The organism is uncultured Fibrella sp. (assembly GCF_964250085.1).
GTDB lineage: Bacteria > Bacteroidota > Bacteroidia > Cytophagales > Spirosomataceae > Fibrella.
Genome location: NZ_CAXUEC010000002.1, coordinates 287,914 through 310,645 on the forward strand (window position 1 = coordinate 287,914; position 22,732 = coordinate 310,645).

A 22,732-nucleotide genomic window follows, 5' to 3' on the forward strand; every position below is an offset into this window, starting at 1 on the left:
ATGCACTTATCTACCTGTCTTTTGGGCTTTTTCCTTACGTTCAACGGCCCTGCTGTACAGACTACGGGCTGGCAGTACCAGGAAACAGCTGAGCCGTCGACCGGCACGACCTACAAAGCCAGCCTGAACGCAACGAATCTGCTTCAGTTGCCCTACCCCTATGCTGGTGGATCAGTGGTAACGCTGACAATCCGTTCCCGGAGCGGAACAACAACCGCTTATCTGTCCGTTTCAAAAGGACTGCTGGCGCCCAGTTTTCAGGGTGGCAAGGCGCTGATCCGGTTCGACGCTGGTAAGCCCGTCACCTATGCCTTGTCGGCAGCGGCCAACGGGCGGGGAAATCTGCTCTTTTTCGACGATGCACAGCGGCTCATCCGGCAACTTCGCTCTTCCAAAACGATGACGCTCCAGCTAAAAGTCATCGGCCAGAACCTTAACGACGTTAATTTCACCGCAGCAGGCCTACGCTGGAATTACTAGTATGTACCTGACTCGGCAGGTTTACTCCCCAAAATAATCATTGTCTATGCGCTTGGCTTAAAAAAAGTCACGCTTAATAACATCGGCTTAGGACCTAGGTCAACATAAGTACAACTCCTATACATTTACAAATAGATAATATGGACTAATGGATTTGATAAATAAGCCACACACTGTGGAAGTGAATGGAATCGAAGTTGAATTAAACGTTGACCCTTCGCTTGCTCCAGGAATTTTAAGAGCATTGACTGGTACGACTTTTATGGATAAGGAGGTCGATAAGCTTCCGCCAATTAGGGGGCCGCTCTGGCTTGTCATGATAAACAAACTACTTAGGTGGTACAGATTACGAATCTCACCTCGTCTAGGTCAACGCTGCGTATATGAGCCAAGTTGTTCACGTTACGCAGAGTTAGCGTTCCGAAAACATGGCTTTTACACTGGGCTTAGTCTCACAATAAACAGGCTTAAACGCTGTAAACCAGGATTAGGTGGCACAGATATTCCTTAATTTATAAACTACATACACTATGAAGTACTTTATCGAACCAATCGGGGCACAATTTGCGAACAAGGCGTTACCAGATTTGGCAAACAGATTTACGGCGCGTTCTAAAGAAGGATTTGAACTTCATTCTGTATTTCAAGTCAGCCAGCCTGGCTGTCTGGGCATTGGGCAACCAACTATAACGTACCTAGCTATCTACGCTAAAAAGGAGGATTGACGTTTGGTTTGCTAATAAATCAGCTAATTTTCATCAGTTGCAACATTGAACAAGATAATACTTTCAGCCAAAGGAGTCTCTTTAAACAGACCGGCTCCTTTGGCTGAAAGGTAACTAGCTCTATTTCACCTCACCCACCATATCGCCGGGGACTACCCACTGGTCGAATTCGTCGGGGGTGAGGTAGCCGAGCGACACGGCGGTTTCTTTCAGCGTTGAGCCATTTTTATGGGCTGTCTGCGCAATTTCGGCCGCTTTGTAATAGCCAATTTTGGTGTTTAGCGCCGTCACCAGCATCAGCGAATTCTGCACGTGCTTCTCGATATTCGCTTCGATGGGGCGTATGCCTTCGGCGCACTTGTCGTTGAACGAAACACACACATCGCCGATGAGCCGGGCCGAGTGCAGGAAATTGTAGATCATCACCGGCTTGAACACGTTCAACTCGAAATGGCCGCTCATGCCGCCAATGTTGATCGCCACGTCGTTGCCCATCACCTGCGCTGCTACCATCGTCATGGCCTCGCACTGCGTTGGGTTTACTTTCCCCGGCATGATGCTGCTACCCGGCTCATTATCAGGAATAAACAGTTCACCAATACCCGCGCGCGGTCCGCTCGACAGCATCCTGACGTCGTTACCGATCTTCATCAGGCTGGCGGCAACGGTCTTCAGTGCGCCGTGGGCTTCCACAATGGCATCGTGGGCGGCCAGGGCTTCAAACTTGTTCTCGGCCGTTATGAAGGGCAAGCCCGTCAGGTCGGCGATGTGCCTGGCTACGTTTTCCGAGTAATTCGGTGGCGTGTTGATGCCCGTTCCAACGGCGGTTCCGCCCAGGGCCAGTTCGCTCAGGTGGGCCAGCGAATTGTTGATCGCCCGCAACCCGTGATCAAGCTGCGACACGTACCCGGAAAACTCCTGCCCTACCGTCAACGGGGTGGCGTCCATGAAGTGGGTACGTCCGATTTTCACCACGTGCATAAACTCTTTCGCCTTGGCGTCGAGGGTATCGCGTAGCTTTTTGATGCCCGGAATCGTCACCTCCACCAGCGCCTGATAGGCCGCAATGTGCATGGCCGTGGGGAAGGTATCGTTGCTGCTCTGCGACTTGTTGACGTCATCGTTGGGGTGAATGGCTTTCTTCTCATCCATCAGTGAGCCACCGTTGAGCACGTGAGCGCGGTAGGCCACTACCTCGTTGACATTCATGTTGCTCTGCGTACCCGAGCCCGTTTGCCACACCACCAGCGGAAACTGATCGGCGAGTTCGCCCGCTAGAATTTCGTCGCATACCCGGCCAATCAAATCGCATTTTTCCTGCGGCAGCACGCCCGCGTCAAGGTTGGTCAGGGCGGCGGCTTTTTTCAGCACGGCAAACGCCCGGATAATTTCGCGCGGCATGCGGTTGATATCCTGCGCAATTTTAAAATTTTCGATTGAACGCTGCGTCTGCGCGCCCCAATACACATTGGCCGGTACCTGTACCTGGCCCATCGTGTCTTTTTCTATCCGGAACTCCATTTACTAACGAGTGAAAGAGTGAATGCGTGACAGAGCGACCAGTGCGAGCATTAGGGTTCTGGTTGACGTGTCAGTCTGTCGCGCGTTATACACCGCAAAGGTAGTGTGCAGGCAAAAAGGGTTGCAACGAATCTGCTTTTACTTATAAAGTAGCAGCTACCGAACGTACCCAAGTGTGCGGGGAATGGTGTAAATCTCGGTTTGGCGACCGTCGATGTAGCGAAATGTCTGGCCGTCGAAAAAACCATCTTCTTCGAGCATGATGCGCACCATTTTCTTCCATTCGGGAATCTCCACGGCGGCATTCAGCTCAATTGAATAGGCCGTGTTGGCCTGTAGTGGGTAATCGCCGGGTCCGGGAACGCCTTTTTGCTGATCCCACAGGCCAATGGTTGGACCGGCGGCATGGCCGTGCACACCAATCGGATGCGAGTAGATCGTGCCCTTGATCCCTTCTTTCTCAGCTTGAGCCAGCGCCGCCAGCAAGAGTTGGTTCCCCGATTTTCCCGCCGTAAACTGCTCCGTCAGGATATCCTGCAACCGGTTGCCTTTCTGAAAAGCGATTCGAATACTCTCAGGTACATTGGTTTCGCCGGGGCGCAGTACATAAGCATGTTGCTGCTGATCGGTATTGAGCCGCAGGTACGTTATTCCAAAGTCGACATGGAGCAGATCGCCCGCCTGAATCACCTCTTTGTCGGGTCGTTTCGAGAAGGTTCGCAGGTGGTTGAAGTCATTCGAATCGGCACGTTGCACATCGACGGTGGGGTGAAACCAGGTGTCGAGACCCAGGTTGGTGATGCGCTGCCGGAACCACCACACCACATCGTCGGTGGTGGTGACGCCGGGCTGAATAACCTGCTCGGATAAACCTTCCTGAATGATCTGGTGCGACAACCGGCAGATCATCGGGTAGACGGCCATCTCTTTCTGGGTACGTGTCTCCAGCCAGCCAACGGCCAGCTTCTCGGCCGATACAATACGTTTCTGGAAGTCAGCGGGCAGTTTTTCGAGAAATTCATTCTGCTCCGTGGCCGTCAGGCCGTCGGCATGGGCGTAGTTGGCCGATCGGTTCAGGCCAATCTTTTTCGGCTTCCGTTCCGCAATAACGGCCGCCAGCGCGTCCCACTGGTTGGGCCGCACATCGATATCCCACGCGCCTTTTAGCAACGTACCTACGTCGTAGCGGGCAATGGCAAGTTTCTCCACACCTTCTTTTTCGCCCCGGTCAAAAAAGACCATGATTGTCCGTCGACGGGCCGAGAGCCAGGTCGACGGCAACATCGTTTTCAGAACGGGGTCTTCGTTGTATTCGCGCGAGATGATCACCCACATATCGATGCCCTCGCGGCGCATAAGTTGGGGAAGCAGGTTGGTGAACCGGTCTTCCAGCACATCGTCAATCAGTTTGGCCCGATCCCGTTCCGAAAGAATCAGCGACGAAGCCGATGTACCAACAGATTGGGCATACAGGCAGGATGTAGCAAGCAGGCAGCAAAGCAGGAATAGAACTGAGCGCATATAGGTGATAGTGAGTCGATGAAGGCAAGATAAGGCAGAACGGCGTTTTCTCCACTTTTGGCCTTATGACAACCCAAACCACATGTCACCAACTTACTGGCAAATTAAAAATTTTAATATTTATGTATACTACTCAAAACCAGAAGGATACACTGATTGGTGACCGTTTCTCAGCTATTCATTGACTTATGGCATGTACCAGGCATTGTTTTTGCACGTTTTCACTTGAAAACATAATCATCTATACATGAAAAAGTCTTATAGCTTCGGGCTTTTTATCGCCCTCTTTGGACTGGCTGCCTGCCAGTCGGACGACGTCGTGAAGACGGCTCAGGAGCAAACGCCGGTGGCTACTTCATCGACAAGCATTCGTACCGAAGGGGCCACGGCTACCTCGTCGGGGGTTGTAACGGGGCTGATGGCAGTGAAGCCATCGGGAGCCCGCGAGGCCTCGGTGGCGTTGCAGCAGGAGATTCTAATGTACCTGAATGCGGCCCGCTCAAAGTCATGCCTTTGCGGCACAACCACCTACGCCCCCGCCCCGGCTTTGGCCCTGAACACAAAGTTGAACACAGCAGCGGATAAATTTGCGGTTGATCTGGCGACCTACAACTATTTTAGCCACACCGGCCGCGACGGTTCGCAGCCCTGGGATCGGATGACGCGGGAAGGCTATATCTGGCGTACTGCCGGTGAGAATATTGCTGCTGGCTACACCACAGCCCGTTCGGTCGTTGATGGCTGGCTGGCATCGCCCGGCCACTGCGCCAATATCATGAATCCCGCCTTCAAAGAAGTTGGCGTTGGGTATGCCTACAGTGCAACAAGTACGTATAAGTATTACTGGGTCAACGACTTCGGCACACAACGGTAACGCGGGTTCGCCACAGCGCCACGGCGGTCCACAGACAACATAGAGTTTGAATCGAACTCTGTGTTGTCTGTGGACCGCCGTGGCGCTGTGGCGAATCACCTTTTCACAGTTTCGCGGCTGCGGCCTTGTCGATAAACCAGACGAACTCGTCGGTATCTGGTTTGATGCGTTGCGAGGGATACTTGGCGGGCTGATAGGTGCCATGCAGCACTTCATGGAGCGCATCGGCCTTGTTGGCACCGGCCACCAGAAACAGCACCGCTGCTGCCCTGTTCACTACCGGAGCCGTCAGCGTGAGGCGAAACATATCCTGCTGGGTCAGGAAATACGCTTTGGTCCAGGCTTGCTCTTCGTTGACAACCGCCGTTCCGGGAAAGAGGGAAAGTGTGTGCCCATCGTCGCCCATGCCCAGCAGCACCAGGTCAAAGGTGTAGGCATGTCCGTCGAAATAGTGGTGCAGCGTTTGCTCGTATTCCGCCATTGACGCGTCGGGTGGCAGGTCGGTCTTCATTATGTGAATCTGGGCGGCGGGCACAGGTACGTGGTCAAGCAGCGTGTCGTAGGCCATACGGGCATTGTTTCGCTCGTCGGTCAACGGCACAAACCGCTCGTCGCCCCAGAACACATGCACCCGGCTCCAGTCGATCCGGTCGCGGAGGGGCGGCTGTGCCAGCAATTCGTGCAACGCTTTTGGCGTACTCCCTCCCGACAGGGCAATCGTAAATCGCTCACGCTGCTGCAGGATTAGCTCGGCATAATCAGTTATCCACTCAGCCGCCTGTTGGGCCAGGTCGGCGGGATTTTCAGTAGTGATGATTTTCATACTAGTTTGTGGCAATTGCGATGTCGGGTTTGAGATTTACGCTGCTTATGTAAACGACACGGCGCTGAGAAAGCGGAGCATATCCCAAATCCGACATCCCAAATCCGTTTATTCGTTCAACCAGCTAAATCCAGCTTTTTCAATCATCTCCGTCGATTGATCAGGCCCCCAAGAGCCAGGTACGTAGGTTGGCATGGCAGCGGGTTCAGATTCGGCGGCCCAATGATCGAGAATGGGCATCACGATCTGCCAGGCTTCGTCGACCTGATCGGCACGCATGAACAGCGTGGCGTCGCCCGCCATTACATCGAGCAGTAGCGTTTCGTAGGCTTCGGGTTGCTGCTCGGTGAACGAGGTGTTGTAATTGAATTCCATCTCGACCGGGTCCAGCGCCAGCGTTTGGCCGGGGCGTTTGGCCTGGAACCGCAGCCGGATGTTCATATCGGGCTGAATGCTGATAATAAGGCAGTTATGCTGCCAGGTTTTGGCGGCTTCGCCCGGAAAGGCGTAGTGCGGAGCTGGCCGGAACTGCACGGTAATGACCGACGATTTTTCGGCCAGGTGCTTACCCGTACGAACGTAGAAAGGCGTTCCCTCCCACCGCCAGTTGTCGCAGAAGAACGTAACGGCAGCGAATGTTTCAGTCATCGACTCCGGCTTTACGCCCTCTTCATGCCGGTACGCCGGTGTCGGCTTCCCATCTTTTTCACCATCCCCGTACTGACCCCGAACGGCAATCTGATCGACCTGGTCGGGGGCAATCCGGCGCATGGCCCGAAGCACGTCTACTTTCTTGTTCCGAATCTCATCCGCCTGAAACGAAGTAGGTGGTTCCATAGCCACCATGCACAGCAATTGCAGCAGGTGGTTCTGGATCATATCACGCAGGGCACCCGACTGTTCGTAGTAACCCCCGCGCCCTTCAAGCCCTACGGTTTCGGCAGCCGTCAACTGGACATACTCCACATAGTTGTGATTCCAGAGCGGCTCGAACAGCGTATTGGCGAACCGGAGGGCCAGGAGATTCTGTACGGTTTCCTTACCGAGGTAATGGTCGATCCGGTAAATCTGCTCTTCAGCGAAGTGGCTCAGCAAGAGCGCATTCAGCTCGCGTGCGCTTTGCAGATCATGACCAAACGGTTTTTCCACCACAATTCGAACTCGGTTTTTATCGCCGCAAAAATCCAGTTGGCTCAGGTTCGTGGCAATACCCGGCACCAGTTGAGGTGCCACCGACATGTAAAAAATAACGTTGGCCGGTCCACCCCATTCGGCCTCGCGCTCGCACACCCGATCACCAATCAGGTGATAGGCGGCGGCATCGCCGCCATCCATTTGCAGGTAGCTCAGGCGGGGAGAAAACGTGGCCCATTGATTTTCAGGACCGTTCTTCCGGCGCGAAAATTCGTTGATTCCTTCAAGCAGCCGTTCGCGGAAACTCTCGTCCGTATACGCACTTCGACCAATACCAACCACCTCAAACTGGTCGGGCATGTAGCCATCCAGAAACAGGTTGTAGAGCGCGGGCGTGAGCTTGCGGAAGTTCAGGTCGCCACTGCCACCAAAAATAAAAAGTAACGTTGCCGGTGGCCGCGTTGGAGTTACACTAGATGTCATGGTTGTATAGTAATGCGGCGTTTAAGCAGACCAAAAAATTATTGACAGGATTTACAAGATGAACAGGATTTTAGGCTGTGCAGACCTATTGACTAGGAATCTTGTAAATCCTGTCGAAAGACCTGTTCCTAAAAAGCAGTTGTTCAGCTAAAACGCCATTCGGGGGGCAATTTGTTAGATTTGAACCGGAAACACAACCTATTCTCCCAATGCTAAGTCTGCAAACCCTGCGCGACGCCCACGACCGCATCCGCCCCTACATCCACCGTACGCCTTGCCTCACCAACCAGACCATCGATCAGATGGCTGATGCAACGATCGTATTCAAGTGCGAGAATTTCCAGAAAATCGGGGCATTCAAAGCGCGTGGTGGCATGAATGCGGCCCTTCAACTGACTGACCACGAGCGCACGAGCGGCATAGCCACGCACTCATCGGGGAATCATGGGCAGGCGGTGGCGTTTGCCGCCCGGCAGCTTGGCATACCCGCCTACGTGGTGATGCCAGTCACAGCGCCGCAGGTGAAAAAAGACGCTGTTCGTGGCTATGGCGCCACTGTCATCGAATGCGAGCCCACACTCGCGGCCCGCGAAGCCACCGTTGCCGAGGTTATTGCCCGTACAGGAGCCACCCTAATTCACCCGTACGATGATGATCATGTCATTGCTGGTCAAAGCACCGCTACCATCGAACTCATTGCCGATAATCCTACGGGTAGCCCCTTCGACGTGATCGTAGCCCCTGTTGGTGGTGGCGGACTCATCAGCGGAACAGCGCTGGCTACGCATTTATTGTCGCCCACAACGCGCGTGGTTGGAGCCGAGCCCGAAGGAGCTGCCGATGCGATTCTATCGTTCAAAAGTGGTCGTGTTGAAAAAGCGCCCTATATCCAGACAATCGCCGACGGGCTGATGGCTACGCTCAGCGACCGTACCCTAAGCTACATCCGCCAGTATGTTACGGAGATCAAGCTCGCCAGTGATACCGAGATTCGGGCGGCGCAACGACTGGTTTGGGAGCGTATGAAAATCATTATCGAACCATCCTGTGCAGTACCACTTGCCGTTGTACTTAAGTATAAAAATGACTTTGCCGGTCAAACAATCGGTATTATCCTAACGGGCGGCAACGTAGATTTGGGGGCGTATTTTCATTGACAGTGAACCGCCGCAACGGTTCATTGATTACTCTCCCTCTATGCCCGGCGATCCCGATCTATTGCTTGTACTGAATGCTATCGGGCAGGGCGACGAGGCCGCTTTCAAGCAATTGTATGAACTCACGAAAGGGCGCGTCTACAACACTGCCCTTGGGTACGTTCGTAATCGGGAAGATGCCGAAGAGATTACGCAGGATGTGTATATAGAGGCGTTTCGGTCGCTGGGTACGTTCAACCGGGAAGCCAGCGTAACCACCTGGCTGTACCGGATTACCGTCAATAAATCACTCGATTTCCTGAAACATCAGCAACGGCAGAAACGATTTGCGTTCCTGACGAGCCTGTTCAATGCGCAAACAGGTGCTATCGAGCATGACCCCGCCGACGCAGATCATCCGGGCGTTTTGCTCGAAAATCAGGAGAACGCCCGGATTCTTTTTCAGGCTGTCGACAAGCTCGCCGACAAACAGAAAACCGCCTACATTCTTACCCGCGTGGAGGGATTAAGCAATGTGGAGGCGGCGGCGGTTATGGTTATTACTGTGGGGGCAGTGGAGTCACTGCTTCAACGCGCCAACGCAACGTTAAAAAAGCAACTGGCCGACTGGTATAAAGCCAGCAGGCCGTAGGAAAACCACACCGTCTGTCGTCTAACTACCTATGGAACCCGAAAAAGATAAATGGATCAACGATGTACTTGGTAGCCTGGATGGGTTAAACCGGACTGAGCCCAGCCCGTTTCTCTTCGCCAGGATTCGTAATCGGCTGTCAGACAGTTCATCACCAGCTTATGTACCCGCCCGGCTGGTCTGGCTGGCGGCAGCTTCGTTTGCGGTATTGGCGCTGCTGAACTGGCAGCTTATTGCCGGTATAGCCGGGCAGAATTCCGCAACCGGCACCGAGCTGAATACCGTCATCATCGACATGCATCTGTACCCGGCCACCACTCAACTGTATGATGTATGGAGCGGACAAAACTACTGACCGTGGCCGTTATTGGCCTGTTGCTGCTTAATCTGCTGACCATCGGTTACCTGGTGCTACGCCCCGCCGGACGCCGTGGTCCGGGGCAGAATGGGCCACCGGGCGGTGGTGAACCGTCGACTGTGATTATCGAGCGGCTCCAGTTCGATTCGCTTCAACAGCAGCAGTATGCGCAACTCATCAACGCGCATCAGGACCAGACACGGGCATTATCCAGGCAATCTGTCGAGCTGTTCCGGGCGTATTACGGGTTGCTGGAAGCCGATCAGCCAGATACGGCGCGGGCCAATTTGCTCAGCCAGCAGATTGCGCAAAACCAACGCGAACAGGCCCAGTTGAACTTCGCTCATTTCGAGGAAATAAAACGCCTCTGCCGACCTGACCAGCAGGCCGCTTTCAACCGCCTGGTTAGCGAGTTGAGTCGCCTGTTTGGCCGTCAGCAGCGCCCGGCCCGGCCCGGCCCGGTCAGGGCAGACCGCCGGGCGCTGCTGACGGGCCGCCAGGTCCAGACATGGATGGCCCGCCGGTACGTCGGATGGAAGGCCCACCTGAAAATGCCCCTTAGCAGCCGTAGGAATTCCTTCATAACGTCGTCTAAGTCAGAAATCACCACTACAATGACCAGAATCCAACTCACCACAGCTATCAGCGGGCTGGCACTTACTGCCGGACTACTTACGTTCATGGCCTGCAAACAATCGACCGACGCTGTTACCCCGTCGACATCAGGAACGACCAGCACCAGCACAACCGTTGGGACGGGCGTGCCGGCTGTTTATCAGAAGATTTACGGCGCAACCGACATCTATGTGGAAGGCACCAATATTGTGATCAAAACCAAAGGGCGCCCCGATCACAAGAGCCCATATTATCAGGGCACGCAGTGGGAAAGCACGCTGTATGAAGCCTATAACGGCACCAACACGAAATACGCTGTGAACCCAAACCGGATCAGCGAGTTTACGCTCACATTTAAAATTCCGATGAATCCGGCCGTCGATGCTGCCCATGCTGAAACGCCCCTCGGTGCCATTGGCGTAGCGCTTAACGGGGTTGCCTTTTTTAATCAGTATGCCGCCCAGCGGGCCGTATTGACCAATGAGATCAACGGGTTTGACCAGTATGCCGGTCACCCGCAGCAGCAGGGGCAATATCATTACCATGTTGAGCCGACGTACCTGACAAAAGCCAAAGGGAAAGATGCTCTGCTGGGTTTCCTGCTCGACGGGTTCCCGGTTTATGGGCCAACAGAAAACGGTAAAACCATTACCAATACCGATCTGGACAAGTACCACGGCCACACCAGCGTTACGGCCGATTACCCAAACGGCATCTATCATTACCACATCACCGCCGAAGACCCATACCTGAATGGCAGCGGATTTTATGGCAAAGCGGGCACCATTACGCAATAGCCTTTATCACTGGCTGCTTCTTGCTCTCTGCGCTGGTTGCCAGCCCGAAAAGCAGGCACCAACGGCTATTCCAGCCAGATACGTTTCTGTTGACGTACCTGGCTGGCAGCAACGCTCAGGCAACCTCTGGCTGAATGATACCCTGTTTAGTGGCTGGCAGTTTCAGCCAACGCCAGCGGGCGACACGCTTTTCTGCGGTGGTTATCTGGCCGGAAAAGCCGAAGGCATTCACCGACAGTGGTATGCATCAGGCGGGTTAAAAGAAGCACGCCACTTTCATGCCGGCTGGCAGCAAGGCGAGCAGCACGGCTGGCACGAGTCGGGTAAACCGGCCTTCGTGTATCACTTCAAAAATGATGTCTACGAAGGCTCACGAAAAGAATGGTATGCAAATGGCAAACCGGCGCTGGACGGGAACTACCACGAAGGGCAGGAAAACGGACGCCAACGCCAATGGTTCGACAATGGCAGTCTGAAAGTTAATTATGAGGCCCGCAACGGCCGGAACTATGGGTTCACCGGTGTTAAAAACTGTGTCAATGTCTGGGATTCAATCACTGTTTCGCACTAGCCTGATTGCGGCATCGGTGGCGGGCCTGATCGCCTGCCACGAGCCATCGTCAGGTACGTCGGCGGCCGAAGCAGTGCCGTATTATAATACGCCCGATTTCACGCCGGTCTGGCTTACTAACCCAGCGGAAGTAGATCAGAAAATCACTCACCATATCGCAGACTTTTCGTTTCGTAATCAGGAAAACCAGGAGATAACGCAAAAAACAGTAGCGGGTAAACTCTACATTGCCAATTTTTTCTTTACAGCCTGTCCAACGGTTTGTCCGAAAATGACCAGCCTGCTCAAAGCCGTCCAGGATACCTTTCAAGCCGACAACCGGGTGGCGTTACTGTCATTCAGCGTCACCCCCTGGCTCGACTCAGTACCCCGTCTTCACCGCTACGCCGCCAGTAAAGGCGTTATTTCGGGAAAGTGGCATTTGCTGACGGGGCAACGCGGGCAGATTTATGAGCTGGCCCGAAAATCCTACTTCGCCGAAGACGCCATCGGGTTCACGAAAGACTCCACCGAGTTTTTGCATACCGAACACCTGATCCTTGTAGACCAGAATCGCCGGATTCGTGGGGTCTACAACGGCACCCAGCCGTTGGAAATCGACAAGCTGATTCTGGACATCAGGGCCTTACTGCCTGATTAACAAACAAGTACGCTCAGGTACGTTGTTCACCAGTCATAACTTAATAATCAGCTAACACTATATACATACTAGATATAGTAGCTTTGTCATGAAAAACTTATACCAACTTTTCATGACTTCATCTCTACAGCGGGCTTTCTACGCCTGGCTTGGGCTACTCATGTTCTGCATGACGCCAACCTGGGTAAACGCCCAAGCGCCCACAGACTTGTTTTTCTCGGAATACATCGAGGGAAGCAGCAATAACAAAGCCCTTGAAATCTACAACGGCACCAGCGCGACAATCGATCTGGCAGCCGGGCAGTACCTCATTCAGATGTACTTCAACGGGGCTGTTACAGCCGCTACCAGTGTCAACCTTACCGGCACCATTGCCCCCGGAGCAACCTACGTACTAGCTGCTTCAACTGCAACCGCAACCATTCTGGCTAAAGCCAATCAGACCAGCGGGGCTTCGTTTTACAACGGCGATGACGCGATTATCCTGCGAAAAGGTGGCGCATCGGGCACCGTAGTTGACGCCATCGGCCAGGTAGGTTTCGATCCGGGTACCGAGTGGGGCACCGGCCTCGTTTCAACGGCCGACAATACCATTCGCCGGAAAGCCGCCTTTTGCAGCGGCGACGTCAACCCCAATGATGTATTCGATCCGAGCGTGCAGTGGGATGGGTATGCCAATGACACTTTCGATGGACTGGGCGCCCACACAGCCAACTGTGGTACAGGCCCTTCGCTGCCGTCGGTTTCGATCGTAGCCACCGATGCCAACGGGGCAGAAGCAGGTACAGACCCCATCGTTTTCACCCTTTCGCGTTCAGGCATCACCACCGCCGACCTTACCGTCAACTATACGGTAGGCGGTACGGCTACCAATGGAACCGATTATACGCCCGCGCTGAGCGGCGTAGCGACGATTCCCGCCGGACAGTCGTCGGTTACAATTACGCTCACGCCTGTTGACGACGCCGTTATTGACGCCAACGAAACCATTATCCTGACGGTTACAGCCAACGCGGCCTACAGCATCGGTTCGGCATCGGCCACGGGCATCATCGCCGACGATGAGGTTACGCCCAGCCAGCGCATTCACGACATTCAGGGTGCCGCCCACATCTCTCCGCTAGTTGGGCAGACCGTTAACAACGTACCTGGTATCGTAACGGGGCTGCGTACCAACGGCTTCTACATGCAGGACCCGAACCCCGACGTCGATGATCGTACGTCGGAAGGTATTTTCGTCTTTACCAGCACTGCCCCTGCCGTTGCCGTAGGTACGTCGGTTCTGGTGAGCGGTACCATCGCTGAATTCCGCTCGGGTGGCAGCGCAGGCACCAACAACCTGACCGTTACCCAGATTCAAACGCCAACCGTCTTTTCCGTCTCGACCGGTAATCCGTTACCCGCCGCAACGGTACTCGGCAACGGTGGCCGGGCGATTCCAAACACAATCATTGAAGATCAGACCGGCAACGTTGAAACGGGTGGCCTGGCGTTTGATCCGGCTACTGATGGCATCGACTTCTACGAAAGCCTGGAAGCCATGCTGGTTCAGATCAATAATCCGTTGGCTGTCAGTCCAACGGCCCAGTCGGGTGCTGCTGCCGGTGAACTTTGGGTCGTTGCCGATAACGGGGCTAATGCGACGATCAAGTCGTCGCGCGGCGGCGTTATCGTGAGTGCCAACGATTTCAACCCCGAGCGCATCCAGCTTGACGATACGGTCCTGAATCCGCCAAGCAACGGTTTCCTGACACCGTCGGTCAACGTCGGCGCGCAGTTGGGCACGGCTACAGGTATTGTCAACTGGGTAGCCGACAACTTTGAAGTACTGCTAACGTCGATTCCAACGGTGGTCTCGAATAGCTTAACCAAAGAAGTGACCTCGCTGGGAGCTACAGCCAGCCAGTTAACGGTTTCGACCTTTAACGTAGAAAACCTGGCCCCCAGCGACCCTGGCTCTAAGTTCAGCAACCTGGCCAGCCGGATTACAGTCAACCTGAAATCGCCCGATATTTTGTTGCTGGAAGAAATTCAGGATAACAACGGCGCAACGAACGATGCGGTAGTAGATGCCAGCACCACGTTTACCCTGCTGATAAACGCAATTACCAGCGCTGGTGGCCCAACATACCAGTATCGTCAAATCAACCCGGTCGATGATCAGGATGGTGGTCAGGCAGGTGGTAATATCCGGGTTGGCTTCCTGTTCAATCCAGCCCGTGTTACGTTCGTCGATCGTCCCGGAGGTACATCAACGGCCGCCACAACAGTTAATAACGTGAATGGGGTACCGCAGTTGTCATTCAGCCCTGGCCGGGTTGACCCGACGAACCCCGCTTTTGCCAATAACGATGGCTCAGGTCCGGCCAGTAACAGCCGCAAGCCACTGGCCGGTGAATTCATGTTCAACGGACAGAAGGTATTTATCATCGGGAACCACTTCAGCTCAAAAATTCCTGATGATATTCTGTACGGCGTCAATCAGCCTGCTACGCTTTTCAGCGAGCCGCAACGTCGCGATCAGGCCACGGTTGTTCGCAACTTTATTCAGAGCATTCTGGCCATCGACCCCAACGCCAATGTAATTACGCTGGGTGATCTGAACGACTTCGAATTCTCGGCACCAGTCAACATTTTGAAAGGCGCTCCATTAAACGCTTTGATCGAAACGTTGCCGGCCAATGAGCGGTATACCTACAATTTTGAAGGCAACTCACAAACGATCGACCACATCCTGGTGAGCAATAACCTGCTCAGCAAACTGGATCAGTACGATGTGGTTCATATCAACGCCGAATTTACCAACCCCGACAGTGACCACGACCCAAGTGTTGCCCGGTTCACCCTGGCGACTTCGTTGTCAATTACCGCCTACGCTACTCCTTCGCAGTTGCTGGCCACGGGTATCACAACGCTTTCGGCAACTGTATCGGGTGGCACTACGCCCTATAGCTACACCTTCAGCGGGCCGGGTACCATTACGCCAAACGGTAATACGGCCACGGTGTCGAACCTTCCGGCTGGTGTGCAGACCTTCACGATCATCGCAGGCGATGCAACGCTGCCCCGCAGCCAAACCACATCGACTACCGTTAGCGTGACAGTGACATCCATTCAGCTACAGGTATTGCACCGCGACGTAGATAATTACGCTGATAACAACGCCATCCAGCCCTTGCTACAAGTCGTGAATCAGGGGAGCGAGGCGTTACCACTCTCTGCGCTGACCCTACGTTATTACCTGACTCTTGAAGATTTGACCCAACAGCCAAACCTGTCGGTAACGTATGCTCAATTGGGTTCTTCAAACGTCATGATGCGTTATGTCCCATTGGCTCAACCTCGCCAGGGCGCATTTGGCTATGTGGAATACAGCTTCACCCAGGGAGCCGGTAGCCTGGCACCAGGTGCCAACACAGGCGCTATCCAGAGCTACATCACGAAAGCCAATTACTCAAGGCTCAATGAACTGGACGATTACTCATACGCCACTGTGCGCGACCAGTTGGTGGTCAATCCCCGCATTACTGCCTATTACAATGGCGTGCTTGTTGCGGGTCAGGAGCCAGGATCAGTAACGCCTGTACGCCAGATTCGGGCCCTCACCGAAAGCAAAAATGGTCCGTCGGCCAACCAGATCAGCACGTATCTGCAACTGCAGAATGAAGGTAACGTACCTGTGAACTACAATGACGTGAAAGTTCGCTACTACTTCACCGCTGAGGGTAATCAGCCCCTGAACGTTGAGCTGGACTATGCAGAACTGGGTACGTCTAACGTGCGGACACAGATTGTCCGGCTAAATACGCCCCTGACCAACGCGGATACGTACCTGGAATTGAGCTTCACTAACCTGGGCCAGTTTGCCCCTCTGAGTAACACAGGGCTTATCCGTTATCGTATCAGCAAGGCCGACTACAGCCGCTTTAATCAGGCCAATGACTATTCATATCAGGAGCGGCCCGAAAACCTGAGCGAAAACGGCCGGGTGGTTGTATACGTAGGTAACGAACGGGTGTGGGGCACAGAGCCGGGAGCCAACGGTCGCCGGGCTACCGAGGCCGAGGTACTGCCTGAGCTGAGTGTACACCTGCTGGGTAACCCCGTGCAGGGCGACGCGCTGGTCGAAGTTACGGGAGCCCTCGGGCAGCCGCTCCAGTATACGCTGACCGATTTGAGTGGCCGTACCGTAGTGGAACAGCACGTTGATCAGGCTGCTGCTGTAGATCGCCAGATTTTTAAACTGGGCAACCAGCCAGCCGGTCTACTCCTACTGCGCGTCAACACACCAACGCAGGTCAAGACAGTAAAGATCATCCGGCACTAGGCGGAGCTTATTTTACACAAAAAAGGGCCTCTGGATATCCAGAGGCCCTTTTTTGTGATGCCGTTTATTTCAAACTACCCATACCTCCATCAATACCGATGATCTGGCCGGTGATCCAGGAGGCCTGATCGCCAAGGAGGTAGGCCGCCATACTGGCAATATCATCGGGTGTACCAACGCGGTTAAGCGGATGCCGTTTATCAGCCGCTTCCCGTTTTTCGGGCGTCCCCAGCAAGCCTTTCGATTCCGCCAGCGGCGTATCGGTCAGTGAGGGAGCCACTGCATTGACCCGGATATTGAACGGAGCAAACTCAGCAGCCAGCGACTTGGTTAGCCCTTCAACGGCCGATTTGGCCACCGAGACGGACGAGTGAAGGCCCATGCCCAGCTTGGCCGCTACCGTACTGAACAGCACAATACTTGCGCCTTTCGATTTTTTCAACGAAGTCAACGTGGCATGAATAGCCGAAATGGCGCCGAGCACATTTACCTGTAAATCGGCCTGATAATCGGCTGGTTGCAGGCGTTGAAAAGGCTTCAGGTTGATGGTGCCCGGTGCATATACCAGACCATGCAATACGTCGGGTAGCTGATTCAGTGCATCAGCGGCGGGCTCATTCACATCCCAGTGCATATGTGTGGAAGTGATGCCTTCAGGTTGCCGCCGACCGGCCGTAAAAAGTGTAGCTCCCTGGGCCTGAAGCGAAAGAGCCAGTGCGTGGCCAATGCCCGAACTGGCTCCGATAATAAGAATAGTCTTGCCTTGCATAAAGTGCATGTTTACAGTTTACAGCTTACATTTTACTGTCTTCAGTCCTCTGTTGCTCCGCTAATTAACCTTATAGCTGCCTGGCGGCGCAACAGAGGACTGAAGACAGTAAACAGATGACTGTGTTACATTGTTGGCTTCATGCCCACATACTTCAGGAATTCCTGACGGGTAGCTTCTTCCTCGAATTTACCGCTATAGGCCGCCGTGAGCGTAGAACTAGCCGTATCGTTTACCCCACGGGTCGATACGCACAGGTGAGCCGCGTCGATAATGACGGCCACATCGTCGGTCTGTAAGGCTTTTTTCAGTTCGTCGGCGATCTGCATCGTTAGTCGTTCCTGCACCTGTGGCCGTTTGGCGAAGTGCTGCACAATCCGGTTCAGTTTCGACAGACCAATTACTTTGCCGCTCGAGATATAGGCTACGTGCGCTTTTCCAATGATTGGCACAAAATGGTGTTCGCAATACGACTGCACCGTAATGTCGCGCTCAACCAGCATCTGATTGTACTGGTATTTGTTTTCGAACAGCGTAGTACTGGGTTTGTTGGCCGGATTCAGGCCTTTGAACGTCTCATTAACGTACATTTTGGCTACTCGGCGGGGCGTACCCTTCAGGCTATCGTCGGTTAGATCGAGGCCCAGAATGGTCATTATTTCGCGAAAATGTTCCTCAATTAAATCAATTTTCAGGTTGTCCTCCAGCTCGAACGCATCGTCACGCAAGGGCGTATCGAGGTTCGCACTGGCGTGGTTATCGCCCATGTCATCAACCAGTTCATCGGTCAGGCCGTGCTTGTGCCCGTTGCCGTTCAGGTGAATGCCGTTAGTTGACAGGGTACTCAACGAAGTTCCGTTCGGTTTCATAAAGTCGGATTTTCAGGTCGAGCGATGGCTCAAGCTGGGTTCTAAGTAAGTTGTAGATGGTGATAGCAATGTTCTCGGCCGATGGATTTAAGTCCCTGAACTCGTCGGTATCCAGGTTGAGGTTCTTATGGTCGAATCGGTCCGTCACGTGCGTCTTTATCAGATCACCGAGGTACTTCATGTCGATTACATAGCCTGTTTCGGGGTCGATGGGGCCGTTAACCTGCACGATCAAATCGTAATTGTGTCCATGATAATTGGGATTATTGCATTTGCCGTAGACACGGGTATTCTTTTCGTCTGACCAGTTTGGGTTGTTCAGCCGATGCGCTGCGTTGAAGTGTTCTTTGCGGAACACAGCTACGCGGGGGGTGTTCTCCCCAATGGTTTCCGTCATGTGTTATTCTGAATCAAATCAATTGATCCAACCTGTCGTTACAAAGTATGTGTACAACACAGGCAGACCTGAGTGCGCTGGTAATCAGCGAATTAACGCTACGCTCAGAGGAGTGCTATGGTTACTAAACTAACCGTATAGGCCGGTGTTTTGTTCAACCTTTAACAAAAAAGATTAAACAAGAAATTCCGTCCTTTCCAGGTAGTAAACGGTAGCCGAAGTTCGTTTGTTCCCTACTGACAGGAAGGTTCAGTATGTGCGAACGTACCTGATAAGCCTGTACGTACACAGCCGTATGTACCGCCTCAGTAGCACCTGGGCGGTAAGCATTATTCCCGGAAGGTAAAGGGTAGAATTTGCTGTCAGAGCAGCTATTAGCCGTGTAGCTCTACAACCTGGCCATCCTGGCAGCGCAGGGTACGGCCCGGAAACTTGTGAATCAGGTCGTAGTTGTGGGTAGCCATTAAAACGGCGGTACCGGCATTATTGATTTGCTTGAAAACGGCCATGATCTGATCCGATACGCCGGGATCGAGGTTGCCCGTAGGTTCATCAGCAATCAGAATGAGTGGCTCGTTGAGCATGGCGCGGGCAATCACGATCCGCTGCTGTTCACCACCCGAAAGCTGGTGGGGCATTCGTTTCTGGTGGGTGCCTAAGCCCACCTGCATGAGCACTTCCGAAATCCGGTTGCTCATTTTGGCCTTGTCTGTCCAGCCAGTCGCCCGAAGCACAAACTTCAGGTTTTCCTCTACGTTCCGGTCGAAGAACAACTGAAAATCCTGGAAGACGATCCCGATTTTGCGACGTAGAAACGGTACGTCGCCGGGTTTTAGTTTATCCAGCGCAAACCCGGCTACTTTTCCCCGTCCCTGCTGCAGCCACAGATCGGCATACATCGTTTTCAGCAGCGACGATTTACCGCTGCCCGTCCGGCCAATCAGGTATACAAATTCACCCTTATAAATATCAAACGACACGTCACCCAACACGAGTTTGGTATCCTGATAAATATCAGCCTGGTACAGCGAAAGAACGGGATCGGAGTTGAACATAAGTGAAGGGAGCTTGCCGTTTGCCCCCACCGGCGGACCGGTTTTCTGTGGCTCTGCCTGTACCGAACGTACCTGAGCGAAGCCACAGAAAACCGGTCTGCCGGTGGGGGCAAACGATAAACTGGTTATTTCGCAGTTCCCGCTTTTTTGTGGTCGGCGAGGAATTTAGCGAGGCCAATATCTGTCAAGGGGTGATTGAGCAGCGCGGTCATCACGCTCAATGGGCCAGTCATGACGTCGGCACCGATTTCGGCGCACTGAATCACGTGCATCGGGTGCCGAATCGAGGCGGCCAGTACTTCGGTCGTATAGCCGTAGTTCCGGTAGATCGTCACGATCTGCTCGATCAGTTCAACACCGTCGGTCGAAATGTCGTCGAGGCGGCCTACGAATGGCGACACATACGAGGCCCCTGCTTTAGCCGCCAGTAATGCCTGACCGGCCGAGAAGATGAGCGTGCAGTTGGTACGAACACCTTTCTCCGAAAAATATTTCAGGGCTTTGACACCGTCTCTGGTCATCGGAATTTTCACAACGATATTATCGTCAAGTTCAGCCAGTTCTTCACCTTCGCGCACCATCTCATCGAATGTCGTGCCAATTACTTCAGCACTCACATCACCCTCAACAATCTCGCATATTTGTTTGTAATGACGCATCACGTTGTCTTTACCAGTGATGCCCTCTTTAGCCATCAGCGAAGGATTGGTCGTTACCCCGTCGAGGATACCCATATCCTGTGCCTCGCGAATGTCTGCGAGATTAGCCGTATCAATGAAAAATTTCATGCGTGTAGTATGTGTAGAATTATGTTGTGCGACAAAAATAAGTGAGTTTTCCGTTTCCTAAACGACGTGCGTTCCCGCTTCGATCCGGCATTCGTGAAGTAACGTTTCCTGCCCGGTTCGTTCCAGGTATTCACGCTGAACAACGGCCTCGAAGTCAGCCAGGGCATCTTCCCGGACCAGATTGATGGTGCAGCCGCCGAAACCGCCACCCATCATGCGCGCGCCCAGTACACCAGGATGCGCACGGGCAATGTCTTCCAGGATATCAAGCTCAGGGCAACTCACTTCGTACCACTTGCTCAGCCCCTCGTGCGACTCGTACATGCGTTGGCCAAACGCCTCGATGTTACCCGCCTCCAGGTCAGCCACACCGTTCAGAAGACGCTGGTTTTCGAGCACAACATAGGCGCAGCGTTTGTACAGCAACGGCTCCTGATCCCGAACGTACCTATTCAGCATGTCCATCGTTACATCGCGTAGGGAACGTACCTGATCGCCAACCGAGGCCCGAACAATGGCCACACCCGCTTCGCATTCTTCCCGGCGGGTGTTATATTCGGTCGATGCCAGCGAGTGTTTCACCCGCGAATCGCAGAGCACGATGCGGAAACCGTCCATTGCCAACGGAGCGTAGGCGTACTCCAGCGAGCGGCAATCGAGCTTGATTACCTGCCCTTCCTGCCCCATCATGGACGCAAACTGATCCATGATACCGCACTGAACACCGACAAACTGATTTTCAGCGCGCTGTGAGAGCAACGCCATTGGTACCCGCTCCATACCCAGCTTGTAGAGATGATTCAGGGCTACGGCAACGCCATTTTCCAGTGCCGCCGACGACGACAGACCGGAGCCGATCGGGATGGTGCCGCCAAAAACCACGTTCAGCCCACCGGGCAGCGACATTTCTTTCTGTATCTGATCAATAACGCCGAGCAGGTAGTTGGCCCAGCCTTTTCCGCTGCGCCGGATGTCGGTCAGGCTTCCCTGGTAGGTACTGTTGAGGTCGGCCGAGACGAAGTGTAGTTTCTGGTCATTGCGAGGGCCAACGGCCAAGTAGATCGCCTTATCAATGGCCGCAGGCAGCACAAAGCCCTCGTTGTAGTCTGTGTGTTCTCCAATGAGATTTACGCGACCGGGAGATTGAATGAGCGTGGGCGTTTCGCCGAACGTACCTCTGAAGGCAGAGGTGATGGTCTCGAGTACCTGCATGTTGAGGGAAGGGCAAAAAAAAAGGCAAATCGAATGTCTCACCGCTACGACCACCTACCCTTGCTTCCGTCAAGACCTGGGGGATTCAGCAGGAGCTGGTAGCACCGATTTGCCGGTACAAACGTAGGGCTTTATTACGGATTTGTAAAGGCCCGCCCGCTAATTTTGGTGAGATAGTGTCGGAGCGCGGCCCGGAAGTGGTGATAGACAAGCCATTAGAGCCGCGTAAAATTAACCTGACGGGTTGCCTATATGGCCTTTAAACCAACACAATTGATTAAGTTTTATGCCCATGAGTTAGTCGCGCAATCTTGTCAAACAAAAATAGATTTGCGGGAATAACTATCATTTTCGGCCGAAGTCGGCGGGGTTTTCGCCCCATTCGGTGGTTTCCCACTTCAGAATCTGATTGGCAAAGCGATGCGTTTTCAGCCAGGTCTCGGCCCGGTCGATCAGCTCGAAGAGTTCGGCGTTGCGCCCAGTAGGGTCTAGTTTGGTATTGGCCTTCTGCTTCTTCACCCAGCTAATAGCCGTGCGCGAATCGGAGTAGATCGGCAGGTTACTCTTCCGCTGATCGAGCAAGGCCAGCGCGTGCACAATAGCCAGAAACTCACCGATGTTGTTGGTGCCATCGTGATAGGGGCCGCGGTGGAAGATCTTTTCGCGGGTGGGCAGGTAAATGCCCTGATACTCCATGTCGCCGGTGGCCGTGTTCCAGGCAGCATCAACCACCACGCTATCTTCGATGGGCGGCCGTTGCAGGTCCGACAGTTTAAGCTGCGGGGCTGTTTTCGGCTTATTACCAACGTACCTGCGCGGATTGTCGGTATAGGCCTTCAGGGCTTCCGTCTTGCTGTCGAACGACTTAAAAAGGGCCTTATCGAAACCGTCGACCTGTTTTTTACAGACCTCCCAACTGTCGAAAACGCCCGTTTCGCGTCCTTGCCAGACTACGTAATATTTCGGTTTTTTCTTCGCCATTCGC

The 22,732-nt window shown here is 53.7% G+C and carries 22 protein-coding genes; 11 read left to right on the forward strand and 11 right to left on the reverse strand.

The genetic code is table 11. The features are described from left to right. The 3 genes from ACFE8Q_RS06705 to ACFE8Q_RS06715 all read left to right on the forward strand — a co-directional run bounded on the left by ACFE8Q_RS06705 (position 1) and on the right by ACFE8Q_RS06715 (position 1,205). Positions 1–480 (forward strand): hypothetical protein, encoded by a 480-nt coding sequence (locus tag ACFE8Q_RS06705; protein ID WP_375444600.1) that lies wholly within the window; start codon positions 1–3, stop codon positions 478–480. A gap of 316 nt (positions 481–796) precedes the next feature. Then, the gene (gene yidD / locus ACFE8Q_RS06710) at positions 797–991 is read left to right on the forward strand and encodes a membrane protein insertion efficiency factor YidD (protein ID WP_375445142.1); all 195 of its coding nucleotides are present in this window, start codon (positions 797–799) and stop codon (positions 989–991) included. 19 nt (positions 992–1,010) lie between these two features. Next, the gene (locus tag ACFE8Q_RS06715) at positions 1,011–1,205 is read left to right on the forward strand and encodes a hypothetical protein (RefSeq protein WP_375444601.1); all 195 of its coding nucleotides are present in this window, start codon (positions 1,011–1,013) and stop codon (positions 1,203–1,205) included. Between the two features lie 120 nt (positions 1,206–1,325). On the opposite strand, the gene fumC is transcribed toward ACFE8Q_RS06715, so the two are convergent. Together fumC and ACFE8Q_RS06725 are read right to left on the reverse strand one after the other, a co-directional pair. After that, positions 1,326–2,726 carry a class II fumarate hydratase gene (fumC, locus tag ACFE8Q_RS06720; RefSeq protein WP_375444602.1) on the reverse strand — a complete coding sequence of 467 codons (1,401 nt, stop codon included), beginning with the start codon at positions 2,724–2,726 and terminating at the stop codon, positions 1,326–1,328. A 156-nt stretch (positions 2,727–2,882) separates the two neighbouring features. Beyond that, positions 2,883–4,247, reverse strand: a complete 1,365-nt coding sequence (locus ACFE8Q_RS06725; protein WP_375444603.1) for a M24 family metallopeptidase — start codon at positions 4,245–4,247, stop codon at positions 2,883–2,885. A gap of 247 nt (positions 4,248–4,494) precedes the next feature. Here ACFE8Q_RS06725 and ACFE8Q_RS06730 point away from each other — a divergent pair, with 247 nt between their 5' ends. Further along, the gene (locus ACFE8Q_RS06730; protein WP_375444604.1) at positions 4,495–5,121 is read left to right on the forward strand and encodes a CAP domain-containing protein; all 627 of its coding nucleotides are present in this window, start codon (positions 4,495–4,497) and stop codon (positions 5,119–5,121) included. 103 nt (positions 5,122–5,224) lie between these two features. Here the strand turns inward: ACFE8Q_RS06730 and pgl are convergent, their stop codons facing one another. Both pgl and zwf read right to left on the reverse strand, forming a co-directional pair. Then, a complete protein-coding gene (pgl, locus tag ACFE8Q_RS06735; protein ID WP_375444605.1) occupies positions 5,225–5,944 on the reverse strand; it encodes a 6-phosphogluconolactonase in 720 nt (239 codons plus the stop codon). A 108-nt stretch (positions 5,945–6,052) separates the two neighbouring features. Beyond that, entirely contained in the window at positions 6,053–7,561 is a 1,509-nt protein-coding gene (zwf, locus tag ACFE8Q_RS06740) for a glucose-6-phosphate dehydrogenase (RefSeq protein ID WP_375444606.1), read from the reverse strand. A 209-nt stretch (positions 7,562–7,770) separates the two neighbouring features. Here zwf and ACFE8Q_RS06745 point away from each other — a divergent pair, with 209 nt between their 5' ends. From ACFE8Q_RS06745 to ACFE8Q_RS06775, 7 genes are all read left to right on the forward strand, one after another. Next, complete coding sequence (locus ACFE8Q_RS06745) at positions 7,771–8,718, forward strand: threonine/serine dehydratase (RefSeq protein WP_375444607.1); 948 nt, start codon at positions 7,771–7,773, stop codon at positions 8,716–8,718. A gap of 40 nt (positions 8,719–8,758) precedes the next feature. Then, positions 8,759–9,349, forward strand: a complete 591-nt coding sequence (locus ACFE8Q_RS06750; protein WP_375444608.1) for an RNA polymerase sigma factor — start codon at positions 8,759–8,761, stop codon at positions 9,347–9,349. A 31-nt stretch (positions 9,350–9,380) separates the two neighbouring features. Then, entirely contained in the window at positions 9,381–9,704 is a 324-nt protein-coding gene (locus tag ACFE8Q_RS06755) for a hypothetical protein (protein WP_375444609.1), read from the forward strand. Further along, entirely contained in the window at positions 9,683–11,119 is a 1,437-nt protein-coding gene (locus ACFE8Q_RS06760; RefSeq protein WP_375444610.1) for a YHYH protein, read from the forward strand. Before ACFE8Q_RS06755 ends, ACFE8Q_RS06760 begins: the two co-directional genes overlap by 22 nt. Then, positions 11,076–11,690 carry a toxin-antitoxin system YwqK family antitoxin gene (locus ACFE8Q_RS06765; protein WP_375444611.1) on the forward strand — a complete coding sequence of 205 codons (615 nt, stop codon included), beginning with the start codon at positions 11,076–11,078 and terminating at the stop codon, positions 11,688–11,690. Before ACFE8Q_RS06760 ends, ACFE8Q_RS06765 begins: the two co-directional genes overlap by 44 nt. Next, the gene (locus ACFE8Q_RS06770) at positions 11,659–12,330 is read left to right on the forward strand and encodes an SCO family protein (RefSeq protein ID WP_375444612.1); all 672 of its coding nucleotides are present in this window, start codon (positions 11,659–11,661) and stop codon (positions 12,328–12,330) included. Before ACFE8Q_RS06765 ends, ACFE8Q_RS06770 begins: the two co-directional genes overlap by 32 nt. Positions 12,331–12,442: 112 nt before the next feature. Continuing rightward, a complete protein-coding gene (locus ACFE8Q_RS06775; RefSeq protein ID WP_375444613.1) occupies positions 12,443–16,657 on the forward strand; it encodes a cellulose binding domain-containing protein in 4,215 nt (1,404 codons plus the stop codon). A 64-nt stretch (positions 16,658–16,721) separates the two neighbouring features. On the opposite strand, the gene ACFE8Q_RS06780 is transcribed toward ACFE8Q_RS06775, so the two are convergent. The 7 genes from ACFE8Q_RS06780 to ACFE8Q_RS06810 form a co-directional block, all read right to left on the reverse strand. Further along, a complete protein-coding gene (locus ACFE8Q_RS06780; protein ID WP_375444614.1) occupies positions 16,722–17,426 on the reverse strand; it encodes an SDR family NAD(P)-dependent oxidoreductase in 705 nt (234 codons plus the stop codon). A gap of 125 nt (positions 17,427–17,551) precedes the next feature. Beyond that, complete coding sequence (folE, locus tag ACFE8Q_RS06785; protein WP_375444615.1) at positions 17,552–18,295, reverse strand: GTP cyclohydrolase I FolE; 744 nt, start codon at positions 18,293–18,295, stop codon at positions 17,552–17,554. Beyond that, complete coding sequence (locus tag ACFE8Q_RS06790) at positions 18,255–18,692, reverse strand: 6-pyruvoyl tetrahydropterin synthase family protein (protein ID WP_375444616.1); 438 nt, start codon at positions 18,690–18,692, stop codon at positions 18,255–18,257. Before ACFE8Q_RS06790 ends, folE begins: the two co-directional genes overlap by 41 nt. 374 nt (positions 18,693–19,066) lie before the next feature. Continuing rightward, positions 19,067–19,747, reverse strand: coding sequence for a cell division ATP-binding protein FtsE (locus ACFE8Q_RS06795; protein ID WP_375444617.1), 681 nt, complete (start codon positions 19,745–19,747; stop codon positions 19,067–19,069). Between the two features lie 125 nt (positions 19,748–19,872). After that, on the reverse strand, positions 19,873–20,535 hold the full coding sequence (fsa, locus tag ACFE8Q_RS06800; RefSeq protein WP_375444618.1) for a fructose-6-phosphate aldolase: 663 nt from the start codon (positions 20,533–20,535) through the stop codon (positions 19,873–19,875). A 57-nt stretch (positions 20,536–20,592) separates the two neighbouring features. Then, positions 20,593–21,747 carry a galactokinase gene (gene galK / locus ACFE8Q_RS06805; RefSeq protein WP_375444619.1) on the reverse strand — a complete coding sequence of 385 codons (1,155 nt, stop codon included), beginning with the start codon at positions 21,745–21,747 and terminating at the stop codon, positions 20,593–20,595. Positions 21,748–22,092: 345 nt separating this feature from the next. Next, positions 22,093–22,728, reverse strand: a complete 636-nt coding sequence (locus ACFE8Q_RS06810) for a viroplasmin family protein (RefSeq protein ID WP_375444620.1) — start codon at positions 22,726–22,728, stop codon at positions 22,093–22,095. Positions 22,729–22,732 lie beyond the last annotated feature (4 nt).

Coding starts and splice junctions, on each gene's coding strand:
- ACFE8Q_RS06705 (WP_375444600.1), top strand. CDS start 1: ATGCACTTATCTACCTGTCTTTTGGGCTTTTTCCTTACGTTCAACGGC.
- yidD (WP_375445142.1), top strand. CDS start 797: ATGATAAACAAACTACTTAGGTGGTACAGATTACGAATCTCACCTCGT.
- ACFE8Q_RS06715 (WP_375444601.1), top strand. CDS start 1,011: ATGAAGTACTTTATCGAACCAATCGGGGCACAATTTGCGAACAAGGCG.
- fumC (WP_375444602.1), bottom strand. CDS start 2,726: ATGGAGTTCCGGATAGAAAAAGACACGATGGGCCAGGTACAGGTACCG.
- ACFE8Q_RS06725 (WP_375444603.1), bottom strand. CDS start 4,247: ATGCGCTCAGTTCTATTCCTGCTTTGCTGCCTGCTTGCTACATCCTGC.
- ACFE8Q_RS06730 (WP_375444604.1), top strand. CDS start 4,495: ATGAAAAAGTCTTATAGCTTCGGGCTTTTTATCGCCCTCTTTGGACTG.
- pgl (WP_375444605.1), bottom strand. CDS start 5,944: ATGAAAATCATCACTACTGAAAATCCCGCCGACCTGGCCCAACAGGCG.
- zwf (WP_375444606.1), bottom strand. CDS start 7,561: ATGACATCTAGTGTAACTCCAACGCGGCCACCGGCAACGTTACTTTTT.
- ACFE8Q_RS06745 (WP_375444607.1), top strand. CDS start 7,771: ATGCTAAGTCTGCAAACCCTGCGCGACGCCCACGACCGCATCCGCCCC.
- ACFE8Q_RS06750 (WP_375444608.1), top strand. CDS start 8,759: ATGCCCGGCGATCCCGATCTATTGCTTGTACTGAATGCTATCGGGCAG.
- ACFE8Q_RS06755 (WP_375444609.1), top strand. CDS start 9,381: ATGGAACCCGAAAAAGATAAATGGATCAACGATGTACTTGGTAGCCTG.
- ACFE8Q_RS06760 (WP_375444610.1), top strand. CDS start 9,683: ATGGAGCGGACAAAACTACTGACCGTGGCCGTTATTGGCCTGTTGCTG.
- ACFE8Q_RS06765 (WP_375444611.1), top strand. CDS start 11,076: ATGGCAGCGGATTTTATGGCAAAGCGGGCACCATTACGCAATAGCCTT.
- ACFE8Q_RS06770 (WP_375444612.1), top strand. CDS start 11,659: ATGTCTGGGATTCAATCACTGTTTCGCACTAGCCTGATTGCGGCATCG.
- ACFE8Q_RS06775 (WP_375444613.1), top strand. CDS start 12,443: ATGACTTCATCTCTACAGCGGGCTTTCTACGCCTGGCTTGGGCTACTC.
- ACFE8Q_RS06780 (WP_375444614.1), bottom strand. CDS start 17,426: ATGCAAGGCAAGACTATTCTTATTATCGGAGCCAGTTCGGGCATTGGC.
- folE (WP_375444615.1), bottom strand. CDS start 18,295: ATGAAACCGAACGGAACTTCGTTGAGTACCCTGTCAACTAACGGCATT.
- ACFE8Q_RS06790 (WP_375444616.1), bottom strand. CDS start 18,692: ATGACGGAAACCATTGGGGAGAACACCCCCCGCGTAGCTGTGTTCCGC.
- ACFE8Q_RS06795 (WP_375444617.1), bottom strand. CDS start 19,747: ATGTTCAACTCCGATCCCGTTCTTTCGCTGTACCAGGCTGATATTTAT.
- fsa (WP_375444618.1), bottom strand. CDS start 20,535: ATGAAATTTTTCATTGATACGGCTAATCTCGCAGACATTCGCGAGGCA.
- galK (WP_375444619.1), bottom strand. CDS start 21,747: ATGCAGGTACTCGAGACCATCACCTCTGCCTTCAGAGGTACGTTCGGC.
- ACFE8Q_RS06810 (WP_375444620.1), bottom strand. CDS start 22,728: ATGGCGAAGAAAAAACCGAAATATTACGTAGTCTGGCAAGGACGCGAA.